Source organism: Micromonospora sp. URMC 107 (genome assembly GCF_051386315.1).
In the GTDB taxonomy this organism is placed as follows: Bacteria; Actinomycetota; Actinomycetes; order Mycobacteriales; family Micromonosporaceae; genus Micromonospora.
In genome coordinates this window covers 74,503-88,160 of sequence record NZ_JBPQTK010000004.1, presented here as the reverse complement: position 1 = coordinate 88,160, position 13,658 = coordinate 74,503, and the positions used below count along the sequence as shown (strand labels likewise).

The following is a 13,658-nucleotide window of genomic DNA, read 5'->3' as shown; positions in this document are numbered from 1 at the left end:
GTGGTCGCCCAGCGTGACACCCCGTTCACCGGAGGTCGGCCATTATGCCCCAGCCCATCTCGTGAGGCACGCCATACCCCCGGCACCTGTCGCCAGGTGGCGCCCCCTAGCATCGGCCCATGACACCCGGAGAGGGGAGTCCGTTGGTGACTGCTGAGCATGCGCACGCGGAGGGGGACGAGGCCGGTCCGGCGGCGTCCGTAGGCGTGCTCGACGAGATCCTGGCCGGCGTGCGTGAGGACGTCGCCCGGCGGCAGGAGCAGGTTCCGCTGGAGCGGATCCGCGAACTGGCCGCCGCCGCACCGCCGCCGCTGGACGCGTACGCGGCCCTGCGCAAGCCGGGCGTCGCGGTGATCGCCGAGGTGAAGCGCTCGTCGCCGTCCAAGGGGCGGCTGGCCGAGATCGCCGATCCGGCCGACCTGGCGGGCGACTACGCCGCCGGCGGCGCGCGGGCGATCAGCGTGCTCACCGAGGGGCGCTGGTTCGGCGGCTCGCTCGACGACCTGGCCGCCGTCCGGGCCGCCGTCAACGTCCCGGTGCTGCGCAAGGACTTCGTGGTCTCCAGCTACCAGGTGCACGAGGCCCGCGCGCACGGCGCCGACCTGGTGCTGCTGATCGTCGCCGCCCTGGAGCAGAACGCCCTCGTCGGCCTGCTGGAGCGGATCGAGTCGCTGGGCATGACCGCGCTGGTCGAGGTCCACGACGAGGAGGAGGCCGACCGCGCGCTGGAGGCCGGCGCCCAGGTGATCGGGGTCAACGCCCGCAACCTGCGTACGCTGGAGGTCGACCGCTCGGTGTTCGAGCGGATCGCGCCCGGCCTGCCCAGCAGCATCGTCAAGATCGCCGAGTCGGGGGTGCGCGGACCGCACGACCTCATCCGGTACGCCTCGGCGGGCGCCGACGCGGTCCTGGTCGGCGAGGGCCTGGTCACCCAGAAGAGCCCCCGCGAGGCGGTGGCCGAGCTGGTCAACGCCGGCAACCACCCGGCCACGCCCCGCCCGGTGCGCTGACCCCGCGCCGGTTCGTCAGCACCGAGAGGACGATCCCATGAGCGAGTGCAGCGAGCGCACGGAGCGAAGCGGAGTGTCGGCATGAGCGCCGACGCGGCGGCCGCCCCGGTCGGCCCGCTGCCCGACGCCGCCGGCCACTTCGGCCGGTTCGGCGGCCGGTTCGTACCGGAGGCGCTGGTCGCGGCGCTGGACGAGCTGGACGCCGCGCACCGCGCGGCGATGGCCGACGAGTCGTTCCGGGCCGAGTTCGCCGCCCTGCTGCGCGACTACGCCGGCACCCCCTCGCTGCTCTACACGGCCGAGCGGTTCTCCGCCAAGGTCGGCGCGCGGGTGCTGCTCAAGCGGGAGGACCTCAACCACACCGGGGCGCACAAGGTGCGCAACGTGCTCGGCCAGGCCCTGCTGACCAGGCGGATGGGCAAGCGCCGGGTGATCGCGGAGACCGGCGCCGGCCAGCACGGCGTCGCCACCGCCACCGCCGCCGCCCTGTTCGACCTCGACTGCGTGGTCTACATGGGCCAGGTCGACACCGAGCGGCAGGCGCTCAACGTGGCCCGGATGCGGATGCTCGGCGCCACCGTCGTCCCGGTCACCAACGGCTCGCGCACCCTCAAGGACGCGATGAACGAGGCGATGCGCGACTGGGTCGCCAACGTCGACGACACCCACTACCTGATCGGCACCGCCGCCGGGCCGCACCCCTTCCCGGCGATGGTCCGTGACTTCGTCCGGGGCATCGGCGACGAGGCGCGCCAGCAGTGCCTGGACCTGACCGGCGCGCTGCCGGACGCCGTCACCGCCTGCGTCGGCGGCGGCTCCAACGCGCTGGGCATCTTCCACGCCTTCGTCGGCGACCCGGACGTGCGGCTGTACGGCTTCGAGGCCGGCGGCGACGGGGTGGGGACCGGCCGGCACGCGGCCAGCATCACCGGCGGCTCCGCCGGGGTGCTGCACGGCACCCGGACGTACGTGCTCCAGGACGAGGACGGGCAGACGTGCGAGTCGCACTCGATCTCCGCCGGCCTGGACTACCCGGGCGTCGGGCCGGAGCACGCCTGGCTGCACGACAGTGGCCGCGCGACCTACCTGCCGGTGAACGACGACGAGGCGATGGCCGCGTTCGAGCTGCTCTGCCGCACCGAGGGCATCATCCCGGCGATCGAGAGCGCCCACGCGCTCGCCGGCACCCTCAAGGTCGCCCCGAAGCTCGCCGCGGAGCTGGGCCGGGAGCCCACCATCGTGGTCAACCTCTCCGGCCGGGGCGACAAGGACGTGCACACCGCCGGCGACTACTTCGGCATCCTCGACAAGGAGCAGTGAGAACGTGAGCCGGATCGGGGTGGCCTTCGACAAGGCCCGCGCCGACGGGCGGGCCGTGCTGGTGGGCTGCATGCCGGCCGGTTTCCCGACCGTCGAGGGCAGCATCGCCGCGATGACCGCGATGGTCTCCGCCGGCGTCGACGTCATCGAGGTGGAGATCCCGTACTCCGATCCGGTGATGGACGGCCCGGTGATCCAGAAGGCCAGCGACATCGCCCTCGCCGGCGGCGTACGCACCCGGGACACGCTGCGCGTCATCGAGGCGGTCGCGGCCACCGGGGCGCCCGTGGTCACGATGACCTACTGGAACCCGGTCGAGCGGTACGGCGTCGACGCCTTCGCCCGGGACCTCGCCGCGGCCGGGGGCACCGGGCTGGTCACCCCGGACCTGATCCCGGAGGAGGCGGGCGAGTGGCTCGCCGCCTCGGACGCGTACGGGCTGGACCGCACCTTCCTGGTCTCGCCGTCGTCGACCGACGCGCGGCTGGCGATGACCGTCGGGCACTGCCGGGGCTTCGTCTACGCCACCGCCATCATGGGGGTCACCGGCGCCCGGGCGCAGACGTCCGACGCGGCGCCCGTCCTGGTCTCCCGGGTGCGGGAGGTCACCGACCTGCCGGTCGGCGTCGGGCTGGGCGTCGGCACGGGCGCGCAGGCCGGCACCGTCGCCGGGTACGCCGACGGCGTCATCGTCGGCAGCGCCCTGATCCGCTGCCTGCTCGACGCGCCGGACGAGGCGTCCGGGCTGGCCGCCCTGCGCGCGCTGAGCGCGGAACTCGCCGAGGGCGTCCGCAACCCCACCCGCTGACCCCTCGCCGCCCGCCGCCCGGTTCAGCGCCGCGGTGCCCGGTCGGGTCAGTGCCGCGGTGTCCGGTCGGCCGGCGGCGTGGTCCGCTGGCCCGGCGGCTGGCCCGCCGCCGGCGCCGGAACGGCGTCGCGCAGGACGCCGGAGCGGCCCGCCAGGGCGTCGGTGAGCGCCGCCCGGGTGGTCGGGGTGAGCGCCTCGGGCAGGGCCGAGGGGTGGTGCCAGGACAGCCGGCAGCCGCCCACCGGGTCGCCGGCCGGCCCCGGCCCCCGCGTGCGCGCCCGGAAGACGTGCACCAGGACGTCGGGCAGCGGCCCGGCGCGCCCGGCCGCCGGCACCGGCACGCCGGGCCCCACCGACGACGGCCCGCACCGCCCGGCGAGGTGGTAGAGGCCGACCAGGTCGACGATCTCGACCTCCCACCCGGTCTCGGCCCGGATGTCGCGGCTGGCCGCCCGCACGGGACTCTCGGCCGGGCGCAGCCGCCCGCCGGGCAGACCGTAGCGCCGCTCGCCCCGGCCCTGCCGGCACAGCAGCACCCGACCGGCGTCGTCGGTGACGACCGCGGCGACCGCCCAGGTGAGCGCGCTCATGGACAAAGAGCCTACGGCGGTGCAAACCAGAAGTCACCGGGACCGGCGGACGGCGGACCGGGGTGCCGCCGAAGGGGCCGGCGGCGGTAGCGTGTGCACCCGTGACTCTCGCCTCGCTGACCCCCCAGGCGGCCCTGCCCAGCCCCAGCACCGCCGTCTGGCAGCTCGGACCGGTGCCGATCCGGGCGTACGCGCTGTGCATCATCGTCGGCATCGTGGTGGCCTGCTGGGTCACCGAGCGGCGGCTGCGCCAGCGCGGCGTCGCCCCCGGCGCGGTGCTCGACATCGCGGTCTGGGCGGTGCCGGCCGGCATCATCGGCGCCCGCATCTACCACGTGATCACCTCGCCGGAGAAGTACTTCGGCACCGGCGGCGACCCGCTGAAGGCGTTCGCCATCTGGGAGGGCGGTCTCGGCATCTGGGGCGCGGTGGCCGGCGGGGCCGTCGGCGCCTGGCTCGCGGCCCGGCAGCTCGGCATCCCGTTCTCGGTGGTCGCCGACGCGCTGGCCCCCGGCCTGCCGCTGGCCCAGGCGATCGGCCGGCTCGGCAACTGGTTCAACAACGAGCTCTACGGCGGCCGGACCAGCCTGCCCTGGGGGCTGGAGATCCATCGGATGGACCCGGACAATCCGGGCCACGCGCTGCGCGACGACGCGGGCCAGCCGATCCTCGAACCGGGCCTCTACCACCCGACGTTCGCCTACGAGCTGCTGTGGAACCTCGGCGTGGTCGCGCTCGTCCTCGTCCTCGACCGCAAGCTGCGCCTCGGCCGGGGACGGGCGTTCGCGCTCTACGTGATGGGCTACACGGCCGGGCGGTTCTGGATCGAGCTGATGCGCACCGACGAGGCGAACACCATCCTCGGCGTACGCCTGAACGTCTGGACCGCCGGCCTGGTCTTCCTCGGCGCCCTGGCCTACTTCGTGCGGGTGCGTGGCCCCCGGGAGTACCTCGTCCCGATCGGCGCCGCCGCGACGCCCGACCCGGCCGTCGACTCCGACGTGTCGCAGGTCGACCTGTCCGCGCGGGAGGCCGGCGCCCAGCCGGCCGCGCCGGAGGGCTACCGCGTGGTGAGCGAGGAGCAGTACCGGCACTGGCGGGAGACCGGCGAGACGCCGGCCGAGTCGGACGGGGAGGCCCGGCCCGGCCCGGTCGACACGCCGACGGCCGGTGCGGATGCCGCCCCCGGATCCGCCGGTGACGGCGCCGCGTCCACCGGACAGACCCCGGAGGACCGGGCCGGGGCCACGGGCACCCGGCCCGCCGAGCGCGACAGTTGAGAGGGAGCACCCATGCGTAGCGCGGTCGTGGTCGGCGCCGGAATCGGTGGCCTCGCGGTCGCCGGCGCGCTGGCCCGCTCCGGCTGGCGGGTCACCCTGCTGGAGCGGGCCGACCGGGTCCGCCCGGAGCCGACCGCCGTGGCGCTCTGGCCCAACGGCGTACGCGCGCTGCGCGCCCTGGGCCTCGGCGCCGGCCTGGAGGCGATCGCCACTCCGCTCGCCGACGGCGGCGTGCGCCGCCCGGACGGGCACTGGCTGGTGCAGCCCCGCCCCACCCCGGCCGACCGGATGCCGGTGGTGGTGCACCGGGAGGACCTGCACGACGCGCTGATCGCCGGCCTGGGCGACGAGGTCGAGCTGCGCACCGGGGTGACCGTGCGGACGGTCCGCGCCGTGTCCGGGCAGCGGCCCTCGGTCGGGGACGGCCGGCACACCATCGAGGCCGACCTGGTCGTCGCCGCCGACGGCACCGACAGCGAGGTCCGCCGGCAGCTCGCCCCCGAGTCCGGCGTGGTCAGCTCGGGCTGCGCCGCCTGGCGGGCGGTGATTCCCTGGTACCGGGCCCCGAAGCTGCCCGCCGACCGACCCGTCGGCGGCGAGGTGCTCGGTGCCGGCTACCGGTTCGTGTCCGCCTCGCTCGGCGAGCGCGGCTCCTCCGGCGCCTCCAGCCGGGGCGGCATCTACTGGGTGGCCACCGCCGTCGGCGCGCCCCGCCCGGAGCCGCCGGAGACCCAGCTCGCCCTGCTGCGCCGCTGGTACGCGGGCTGGCCCGCGCCGATCGCCGAGCTGCTCGACGCCACCGACCCGACGGACCTGGTGCAGCAGGAGATCCGCGAGCTGCGACCGCTGCCCAGGTCGTACGGCTTCCCGGCCGGCCCGGGCGGGGTGGTGCTGCTCGGCGACGCCGCGCACGCCATGCCGCCGCACCTCGGCCAGGGCGCCTGCCTCGCCTTCGAGGACGCCGCCACCCTCGCCTCGCTGCTGCGCGAGTCCCGGCTGCCCGACGCGGTGGTGGCGTACGACCGGGTGCGCCGGCCCCGGGCGGCGACGGTGGTCCGGCAGACCCGCCGGATGTCGGCGGTGCTGAAGGCCCGGGGCCCACTGGCGCTGCGCGCGCGCGACGCCGCCCTGGGCGCCCTCAGCCCGCGCCTGCTGTCGACGGCCGCCACCACGGCCGCCCAGTGGCGCCCCCCGACCTGACCCCTGGCTGCTGCCGATCATGCAGTTGTGGTGGGGGATGGAAGCCGTGAATCGGGTTGAACCGGGCACCAGAACTGCATGATCGACGCGGCCGGGGCGGGCCTGGGATCGACGCGGCCTGGGTCCGCCGGTCAGGGGGTGACGGGGGTGGGTTCGGCGATGCAGGCGGTGCCGACGCGGCGGAAGCCGACGCGGAGGTAGACCCGCGCGATGTCCTCGCTGCCCGCCGAGAGGAAGACCAGGTCGGTGCCGGCGGCCAGCAGCTCGCGGGCCAGTGCGGCGGTGACGGCCGCGCCCAGGCCACGGCGGCGGGCGGCCGGCAGGGTGGCCACCCCGGCGATCTCGGCCACGTCGCCGACCCGCATCGCCATCCCGCTGGCCAGCGCGCCCTCGGCGGGCGTCTCCGCCAGCACCGACAGCCGGCGGCCGTCGGCGAGGCGGGCCCGCTCCTCGTCCAGCGCCGCCTCGTCCAGCTCGGCCAGCGCGGCGTCGCGCTGCGCGGGGCCGGCCTCGCCGGGTTCGGTGCCGGCCGCGGAGAACCCGACGCCGGCGACCGCCCGCCGCGCCGCGACGTCCGCCGCGAAGCCGGGCGCCGCCGCGTCCAGCATCCGCAGCGGTACGTCCGTGAGGGTCCCCGGGTCGGGCAGGGCGGCCGGGTCGAGCACCATCAGCGGCGCCTCCAGCACCGACAGCCCCGCCGAGCGGGCCACGGCCAGCAGCTCCGGCGTGGTCTCGTGCACCCACTCGAGGGCCTCGGGCAGGCCGAGCTCGCGCTGCCGCTCGCGTACCGCCGTGACGTCGGCCAGCGACGGCGGCTCGGGGGCGTCGAGCCGGGGCCGGGCGTAGAACGGCCAACCGGCGCCCTCCCGGACGAACAGCACGAGGGCCCCGTGCTCCTCCGCACGGGCCGCGTCCCGGGGCACCGCGTCGTAGAAACGCTCCAACCGACCGAACAGATCCATGTGCAGAAGATCCACCGCGCGAGACTACACGTCCCAGAGTCTGGAAGGTGTGATCAATCCGCACTGGTCTTGCGCGGCGGACCCTAACGTAGACTCAATAGACCCTTGAGGGCCGACGTCGTCCCGATCGAGATCCACCCTGAGCGACGACAGGAGGCCCGGTGGCCTTTCCGTACCCTCACAGCAGCCCGAAGCAGGCCCCGCACCTCGGCCCGGGAGCGCCCGCGGCCGGGCTCTACGACCCCGCGCAGGAGCACGACGCCTGCGGCGTGGCCTTCGTGGCGGACCTGCACGGGCGGCGCTCGCACGCGGTCGTGGTCAACGGCCTCGACGCGCTCTGCCGGCTGGACCACCGGGGAGCCCGGGGCGCGGAACCGAACACCGGCGACGGCGCGGGCATCATGATCCAGATCCCGGACGCGTTCCTGCGCGCGGTGGTGGACTTCCCGCTGCCGCCCGCCGGCGAGTACGCCACCGGCCTGGTCTTCCTCCCCGACGACGACGCCGCCGAGGAGCGCGCCCGCCGCGTGGTGGAGAAGTACGCGCTGGTCGAGGGCGCCGACGTGCTCGGCTGGCGGGACGTGCCGGTCGACCCGAGCGGCCTCGGCGAGACCGCCCTGGCGGCGATGCCCCGGGTCCGGCAGCTCTTCCTCGCCGCGCACCGGCTCACCGGCTCGTCGGCCGGGCCGGCCGGGTCGCCGCTGGGCGGCGTCGAGCTGGAGCGGGTCGCGTTCTGCGTGCGCAAGCAGGCCGAGCGGGAGAGCGCCGAGCGGGGCGTGCCGGCCTACTTCCCGTCGCTGTCCGGGCGGACCATGGTCTTCAAGGGCATGCTCACCCCCGACCAGCTCCCGGCGTTCTACCCGGAGCTGACCGACGCGCGGGTGCAGAGCGCGATCGCGCTGGTGCACTCCCGCTTCTCCACCAACACGTTCCCGTCCTGGCCGCTGGCGCACCCGTACCGGCTGATCGCGCACAACGGCGAGATCAACACCATCCGGGGCAACCGGAACTGGATGCAGGCCCGCGAGGCGTTGGTCCGTACCCCGAACATCCCCGGCAACATCCGCCGGGTCTTCCCGGTCTGCACCCCCGCCGCCTCCGACTCGGCGAACTTCGACGAGGTCCTCGAACTGCTGCACCTGGCCGGCCGGAGCCTGCCCCACGCGGTGCTGATGATGATCCCCGAGGCGTGGGAGAACGACCCGGACATGGCCGCCGACAAGCGGGCCTTCTACCGCTTCCACGCGAGTCTGATGGAGCCGTGGGACGGGCCGGCCTCGGTCGCCTTCACCGACGGCGAGGTCGTCGGCGCGGTGCTGGACCGCAACGGGCTGCGCCCGGGCCGCTGGTGGCGTACGGACGACGGGCTCGTGGTGCTGGGCAGCGAGGCGGGCGTGCTCGACCTCGACCCGGCCCGGGTGGTCGCCAAGGGCCGCCTCCAGCCGGGAAAGATGTTCCTGGTCGACACCGTCGCCGGCCGGATCGTGCACGACGAGGAGATCAAGGCGGAGCTGGCGGCCGAGCAGCCGTACGCCGACTGGCTGCACGCCGGCCTGATTGAGCTGACCGACCTGCCGCCGCGCGAGCACACCGTCTACACCCACGACTCGGTGCGCCGCCGCCAGCAGACCTTCGGCTACACCGAGGAGGAGCTGAAGATCCTGCTCGCGCCGATGGCGCGCACGGGCGTCGAGCCGCTCGGCTCGATGGGCACCGACACCCCGATCGCCCCGCTGTCGACCCGGCCGCGGCTGCTCTACGACTACTTCCATCAGCTCTTCGCGCAGGTGACGAACCCGCCGCTGGACGCCATCCGCGAGGAGCTGGTGACCAGCCTGGCGTCGACCATCGGCCCGGAGGGCAACCTGCTCGACCCGGGCCCGGCGAGCTGCCGGCAGATCGTGCTGCCGTACCCGGTGATCGACAACGACGAGCTGGCGAAGATCCTCTCCATCGACGAGGACGGCGACCTGCCCGGCTTCAAGGCGGTCCGGGTCTCCGGGCTCTACCGGATCCGCGAGGGCGGCGCCGGCATCAAGGCCCGGCTCACGGAGATCTGCCGGCACGTCTCCGAGGCCATCGAGGACGGCGTACGCATCCTCGTGCTGTCGGACCGCGACTCCAACGCCGACCTCGCCCCCATCCCGTCGCTGCTGCTCACCGCCGCCGTGCACCAGCACCTGGTGCGCGAGCAGACCCGCACCCAGGTGGCGTTGGTCGTCGAGTCCGGCGACTGCCGCGAGGTGCACCACGCGGCGGTGCTGATCGGCTACGGCGCGGCGGCGGTCAACCCCTACCTGGCGTTCGAGTCCGTGGAGGACATGATCTCCACCGGCGCGCTCGTCGGCGTCGAAGCGGCGAAGGCGGTCCGCAACTACGTCAAGGCCCTCGGCAAGGGCGTCCTGAAGATCATGTCCAAGATGGGCATCTCGACGGTGTCGTCGTACTGCGGGGCGCAGGTCTTCGAGGCCGTCGGGCTGGACTCCCGGCTGGTCGAGCGCTACTTCCGCGGCACCCCGAGCAAGATCGGCGGGATCGGGCTGGACGGCGTCCACGCCGAGGTCGCCGCCCGGCACGCCGTGGCCTGGCCGCCGCCGGGCGTCGAGCCCACCGGCCGGCTGGAGGTGGGCGGCGAGTACCAGTGGCGCCGCGAGGGCGAGCTGCACCTGTTCAACCCCGAGACGGTCTTCCTGCTCCAGCACGCCACCCGCAGCCGCCAGTACGACGTCTTCCGCCGGTACACGGCCAAGGTCGACGAGCTGGCCGCGAAGGCGGGCTCGCTGCGCGGGCTGTTCACCCTGCGCACCGGCGTGCGCCCCCCGGTGCCGCTCGACGAGGTCGAGCCGGCCACCGAGATCGTCAAGCGGTTCGCCACCGGCGCCATGTCGTACGGGTCGATCTCGGCGGAGGCGCACGAGACCCTGGCGATCGCGATGAACCGCCTCGGCGGCAAGTCCAACACCGGCGAGGGCGGCGAGGACGTCGAGCGGCTGCACGACCCGGCGCGCCGCTCCGCCGTGAAGCAGATCGCCAGCGGCCGGTTCGGGGTGACCAGCGAGTACCTGGTCAACGCCGACGACCTCCAGATCAAGATGGCGCAGGGCGCCAAGCCCGGCGAGGGCGGTCAGCTGCCCGGCAACAAGGTCTGGCCGTGGATCGCCCGTACCCGGCACGCCACCCCGGGCGTCGGCCTGATCTCCCCGCCGCCGCACCACGACATCTACTCCATCGAGGACCTGGCGCAGCTCGTCCACGACCTGAAGTGCGTCAACCCGTCCGCCCGGGTGCACGTCAAGCTCGTCAGCGAGGTCGGCGTCGGCACCGTGGCGGCGGGCGTGGCCAAGCTCAAGGCCGACGTCATCCTGATCTCCGGCCACGACGGCGGCACCGGCGCGTCCCCGCTGAACTCGCTCAAGCATGCCGGCACCCCGTGGGAGCTGGGGCTGGCCGAGGCGCAGCAGACGCTGCTGCTCAACAAGCTGCGCGACCGGGTCACCGTGCAGGTCGACGGGCAGCTCAAGACCGGCCGGGACGTGCTGGTCGCGGCGCTGCTCGGCGCCGAGGAGTTCGGCTTCGCCACCGCGCCGCTGATCGTCGAGGGCTGCGTGATGATGCGCGTCTGCCACCTGGACACCTGCCCGGTCGGCATCGCCACCCAGAACCCGGTGCTGCGGGAACGCTTCACCGGCCGGCCGGAGTTCGTGGAGAACTTCTTCCTGTTCCTCGCCGAGGAGGTCCGCGGCTACCTGGCCGAGCTGGGCCTCCGGTCGATCGAGGAGGCCATCGGGCAGGCCGAGCTGCTCGACGTCGCCCCGGCGATCGCGCACTGGAAGGCCGGCGGGCTGGACCTGACCCCCGTGCTGCACCTGCCGGAGCTGCCGGCCGGGGCGGCGCGCCGGGGCGTCCGCGCCCAGGACCACGGCCTGGAGCTGGCGCTGGACAACGAGCTGATCGCCCTGGCCGGGCCGGCGCTGGCCGACCGTACGCCGGTGCGGGTGGAGGTGGCGGTGCGCAACGAGCACCGCAGCGTCGGCGCGATGCTCGGCGGCGAGGTGACCCGCCGCTTCGGCGGGGCCGGCCTGCCCGCCGACACGATCGAGTTCACCCTGCGCGGCACCGCCGGCCAGTCGTTCGGCGCGTTCCTTCCGCGCGGGGTCACCCTCCGGCTGCACGGCGACGCCAACGACTACGTGGGCAAGGGCCTCTCCGGCGGCCGGCTCATCGTGCGGCCGGACGCCGCCGCCCCCTTCCTCGACGGCGAGGCCGCGCCGGGGCAGCGGGCCGAGGACCAGACCATCGCAGGGAACACGATCCTCTACGGGGCCACCGCGGGTGAGCTGTTCCTGCGCGGCCGGGTGGGGGAGCGGTTCGCGGTACGCAACTCCGGCGCGGTGGCCGTCGTCGAGGGCGTCGGCGACCACGGCTGCGAGTACATGACCGGCGGGACCGTGGTGGTGCTGGGCCCGACCGGCCGCAACTTCGCCGCCGGCATGTCCGGCGGCACGGCCTTCGTGCACCGGCTGGACCGCCGCCGGGTGAACGCGGAGCTGGTCGACCTGGCGCCGCTGTCCGAGGAGGAGCAGGCGGTGCTGCACGAGCTGGTGCAGCGGCACTTCGCCGAGACCGACTCGGCGGTCGCCGAGGGGCTGCTCAAGCGCTGGCCGGAAGCGGTGGCGGAGTTCACCGCCGTGGTGCCCCGGGACTACCGCCGGGTGCTGGAGATCATGCGGGCCGCCGAAGCCGCCGGCCGCGACGTCGACGACGCGGTGATGAGCGCGCTCTCCGCGCCCGCCGCGAAGTCCGTGCCGACCGTGCCCGCCCCGCGGGTGACGGTCCAGGAGGTGGCTCGTGCCTGACCCGAACGGTTTCCTTCGCTACAACCGGCGGTTGCCCGCGCGTCGCCCCGTGCCGGTGCGGATCAGCGACTGGCGTGAGGTGTACCCGCCCGCCGGCGAGGAGCTGATCCGCGAGCAGGCGACCCGCTGCATGGACTGCGGCATCCCGTTCTGCCACGACGGCTGCCCGCTGGGCAACCGCATCCCCGACTGGAACGACCTGGTCCGCACCGGTGGCTGGGACGCCGCCGTGGACTCGCTGCACGCCACCAACAACTTCCCCGAGTTCACCGGCCGGCTCTGCCCGGCGCCCTGCGAGGCGGCCTGCGTGCTCGGCATCGGCGGGGGCGAGCCGGTCACCATCAAGCAGGTCGAGGTGGAGATCGCCGACGCGGCCGTCGCGCGGGGCGGGCTGTCGCCGCGTCCGGTGCCGGCGCCGACCGGCCGGTCGGTGGCCGTGGTCGGCTCGGGGCCCGCCGGCCTCGCCGCCGCGCAGCAGCTCGCCCGCGCCGGTCACGCCGTGACGGTGTACGAGCGCGACGACGCGATCGGCGGCCTCCTGCGGTACGGCATCCCCGACTTCAAGCTGGAGAAGGTCCACATCGACCGGCGTCTGGCCCAGCTCTCCGCCGAGGGCGTGCGCTTCCGCACCGGCGTGAACGTCGGCGTCGACGTCACCGCCGAGCAGTTGCGCGCCGAGCACGACGCCGTGCTGCTCGCCTGCGGCGCGCTGCGGGGCCGGGACACCCCGGAGACCCCGGGTCGCGGGCTGCGCGGCGTGCACCAGGCGATGGACCACCTCGTCGCGGCCAACCGCGTGGTGGCCGCGGCGGCGGGTGGCCGGCCCGACACGGCGGTCCTGCCCGACGGCAACCCGATCGACGCGGCCGGCAAGCACATCGTGATCATCGGTGGCGGCGACACGGCGGCGGACTGCCTGGGCGTGGCGCACCGCCAGGGCGCGGCCGGCGTACACCAGTTGGACCTCTACCCCCAGCCGCCGCAGGCCCGGGACGAGGCCCGGGACCCGTGGCCGACCTGGCCGTGGCTGCTGCGCAGCTACCCGGCGCACGAGGAGGGCGGCGAGCGGGTCTTCGCCGTCGCGGTGCAGGAGTTCGTCGACGACGGCACCGGTCAGGTGCGGGCGGTGCGGATCGCCGAGGTGACCGTGGAGAAGCGGGACGGGCGGCGCATCGTCACCCCGCTGCCCGGCTCGGAGCGGGAGTTGCCGGCCGACCTGGTGCTGCTGGCGATCGGCTTCGAGGGCACCGAGGAGCAGCCGCTGCTCGACCAGCTCGGGGTCGGCCGCAACGCGCGCGGCGCGATCGACGCCCGGCCCGACTGGCAGACCGACACCGACGGCGTCTTCGTCGCCGGCGACATGCACCGGGGCGCCTCGCTGATCGTCTGGGCGATCGCCGAGGGCCGCGCCGCGGCCGCCGCCATCCACGCCTACCTGGGCGGGACGGGCTTCCTGCCCGCCCCGGTGGACCCGGCCCGCCAGCCCCTCGCGGCACGCTGACCACGCTGATCCACCCGGGGGCGGCACGTCGGTCCACGCCGGACCGGCGGGCCGCCCCCGCGGCGTGTCCCGTCGCTCCACACTGTCATGCCCGGGCCGCCGTCCGTTAGGGTTTGCGACGACCAGGGGCG

General features: G+C 75.0%; 9 protein-coding genes. 7 read left to right on the top strand and 2 right to left on the bottom strand.

From position 1 onward, the window contains the following. Nucleotides 1-206 precede the first annotated feature (206 nt). The 3 genes from trpC (at nt 207) to trpA (ending at nt 3,138) form a co-directional block, all read left to right on the top strand. The gene (gene trpC / locus ACSNN9_RS01720; protein ID WP_436670868.1) at nt 207-1,010 is read left to right on the top strand and encodes an indole-3-glycerol phosphate synthase TrpC; all 804 of its coding nucleotides are present in this window, start codon (nt 207-209) and stop codon (nt 1,008-1,010) included. Nucleotides 1,011-1,091: 81 nt separating this feature from the next. Next, nucleotides 1,092-2,330, top strand: a complete 1,239-nt coding sequence (gene trpB / locus ACSNN9_RS01715) for a tryptophan synthase subunit beta (RefSeq protein ID WP_436670847.1) — start codon at nt 1,092-1,094, stop codon at nt 2,328-2,330. A 4-nt stretch (nt 2,331-2,334) separates the two neighbouring features. Then, the gene (gene trpA, locus ACSNN9_RS01710; RefSeq protein WP_436670846.1) at nt 2,335-3,138 is read left to right on the top strand and encodes a tryptophan synthase subunit alpha; all 804 of its coding nucleotides are present in this window, start codon (nt 2,335-2,337) and stop codon (nt 3,136-3,138) included. 47 nt (nt 3,139-3,185) lie between these two features. Here the strand turns inward: trpA and ACSNN9_RS01705 are convergent, their stop codons facing one another. Then, complete coding sequence (locus ACSNN9_RS01705; protein WP_436670845.1) at nt 3,186-3,728, bottom strand: NUDIX hydrolase; 543 nt, start codon at nt 3,726-3,728, stop codon at nt 3,186-3,188. A 101-nt stretch (nt 3,729-3,829) separates the two neighbouring features. Between ACSNN9_RS01705 and lgt the strand changes: the two genes are divergently transcribed. Next, a complete protein-coding gene (gene lgt / locus ACSNN9_RS01700; RefSeq protein WP_436670844.1) occupies nt 3,830-5,008 on the top strand; it encodes a prolipoprotein diacylglyceryl transferase in 1,179 nt (392 codons plus the stop codon). A 12-nt stretch (nt 5,009-5,020) separates the two neighbouring features. Further along, complete coding sequence (locus ACSNN9_RS01695) at nt 5,021-6,208, top strand: FAD-dependent oxidoreductase (protein ID WP_436670843.1); 1,188 nt, start codon at nt 5,021-5,023, stop codon at nt 6,206-6,208. Nucleotides 6,209-6,339: 131 nt separating this feature from the next. On the opposite strand, the gene ACSNN9_RS01690 is transcribed toward ACSNN9_RS01695, so the two are convergent. Then, on the bottom strand, nt 6,340-7,170 hold the full coding sequence (locus tag ACSNN9_RS01690; RefSeq protein ID WP_436670867.1) for a GNAT family N-acetyltransferase: 831 nt from the start codon (nt 7,168-7,170) through the stop codon (nt 6,340-6,342). Between the two features lie 161 nt (nt 7,171-7,331). On the opposite strand from ACSNN9_RS01690, the gene gltB reads away from it, so the two are divergent. Further along, nucleotides 7,332-12,026: a glutamate synthase large subunit gene (gltB, locus tag ACSNN9_RS01685; protein ID WP_436670842.1), complete on the top strand. Its 4,695-nt coding sequence runs from the start codon at nt 7,332-7,334 to the stop codon at nt 12,024-12,026. Next, on the top strand, nt 12,019-13,527 hold the full coding sequence (locus ACSNN9_RS01680; RefSeq protein WP_436670841.1) for a glutamate synthase subunit beta: 1,509 nt from the start codon (nt 12,019-12,021) through the stop codon (nt 13,525-13,527). The genes gltB and ACSNN9_RS01680 overlap by 8 nt, the downstream gene beginning before the upstream one ends. Nucleotides 13,528-13,658 lie beyond the last annotated feature (131 nt).

Bases quoted from the DNA above. Each gene is read 5' to 3' on its own strand.
- ACSNN9_RS01690 (WP_436670867.1), bottom strand. From the start codon at position 7,170: ATGGATCTGTTCGGTCGGTTGGAGCGTTTCTACGACGCGGTGCCCCGG.
- ACSNN9_RS01695 (WP_436670843.1), top strand. From the start codon at position 5,021: ATGCGTAGCGCGGTCGTGGTCGGCGCCGGAATCGGTGGCCTCGCGGTC.
- trpB (WP_436670847.1), top strand. From the start codon at position 1,092: ATGAGCGCCGACGCGGCGGCCGCCCCGGTCGGCCCGCTGCCCGACGCC.
- ACSNN9_RS01705 (WP_436670845.1), bottom strand. From the start codon at position 3,728: ATGAGCGCGCTCACCTGGGCGGTCGCCGCGGTCGTCACCGACGACGCC.